Source organism: Carboxylicivirga taeanensis (genome assembly GCF_051851475.1).
Lineage (GTDB): Bacteria > Bacteroidota > Bacteroidia > Bacteroidales > Marinilabiliaceae > Carboxylicivirga > Carboxylicivirga taeanensis.
This window is the reverse complement of the sequence record NZ_JBPUSJ010000080.1, coordinates 1-1,212: the sequence shown is the minus strand read 5'-3', so window position 1 is coordinate 1,212 and position 1,212 is coordinate 1. Positions and strand designations below refer to the sequence as shown.

General features: G+C 36.1%; 1 protein-coding gene. It reads right to left on the bottom strand.

Features of this window, described 5'->3' with window-relative positions:
* Window positions 1-219: 219 nt before the first annotated feature.
* Window positions 220-870 carry a hypothetical protein gene (locus ACSX1H_RS19305; RefSeq protein ID WP_439185892.1) on the bottom strand — a complete coding sequence of 217 codons (651 nt, stop codon included), beginning with the start codon at window positions 868-870 and terminating at the stop codon, window positions 220-222.
* Window positions 871-1,212: the final 342 nt, after the last annotated feature.

Genomic DNA, 1,212 nt, shown 5'->3' with positions numbered 1-1,212 from the left:
ATTAATTCCGCAAACGAATTGAAATTTATAGCCAGTAAAATTAATATTAATGATATGTATCGCATGGTCTTGTTTTTTAATTGGCCCCAACGGTTTGCCGCATGATGCTGTAGCAGATTCTGCGTTGAGATTGTCCGTCCGAGAGGACAGACTATCGAGGCGGGAATCTGCACGACCAAAGTGAGCCGGACTGCTATGCATTATTGCGGCGTGTTGTAGCTAGTTGTTTTCTATTACATTAATATTCATAATATTTTTCCCATTATAGAAATCATTAATTAGAGTGTCTTCAATGGACCAATAAACAGTTCTTCTATAGTTTCCTTTCTTTCTAAAGCTTTCTACCATGGCTGTTTTTCCATCAACTATTTCAAGTTCATAAACTGGGTCTTTTGTCATATCCCTTTCTCTGTCATTTTCAACATATACACCATACATAATATGAGGTATACAGTGTGGCGGGGTTGCAATCTTAAAATCAATGCGAATAGTTGACTTAACTTCAATAGTGTCAAAATACTCACCGTCTAAGTCATGATAAAATAAAGGACTACCACCATATGAAGATTCATTCCCATAGAACTTATAAAACCGGAGCCTACTGTCTACATAAATTGAGTATTTCTCCAGTTGACCACTTTTGTGATAATGAAGAACCTCTTTTTCTTCATAACCAAGCTGTCCTATTTTGTAATGTGTTTCTTGGTATAAATTACCATTGTCATAATACAAGCAAGTCAAGCTGTCATTTATTTGAACCCTTTTCATTACCTCAATGTTTCCATTCTGAAGTTTAATCTTCTCATAATTTCTTAAATCACAACTCTCAAACAGGGTAAAGACTAATATACTTACTAGTACGTACTTCATTTTTTTTCAATTCTGACTAACGTAAAAATAAACGTCAGTAATTCAGTGATTTACAATTCTGTACTTTTCTTCAATTTTCATCTGCTTTGATGTCCCCATTTTACGTTAGCATAAGAAATCCATAAACCTTAAAAAGTATTGATTACCTTGGTTTTAAATCAATACTATGGGTTTATAGGGGGAATTAGCTACAACGGTTAGCTGCATGATGCAGTAGCAGATTCGCGGTGCTGATTGTCCGTCCGATAGGACTGACAATCGAGGCGGGAATCGGCCCAACCGAAGCGAGCCGGACTGCTATGCATTATTGCAGCTTGTTGTAACCTGTTATTTTATATTCCT

Excerpts from the sequence above, each read along its gene's own strand:
- ACSX1H_RS19305 (WP_439185892.1), bottom strand. The coding sequence starts at position 870 with ATGAAGTACGTACTAGTAAGTATATTAGTCTTTACCCTGTTTGAGAGT.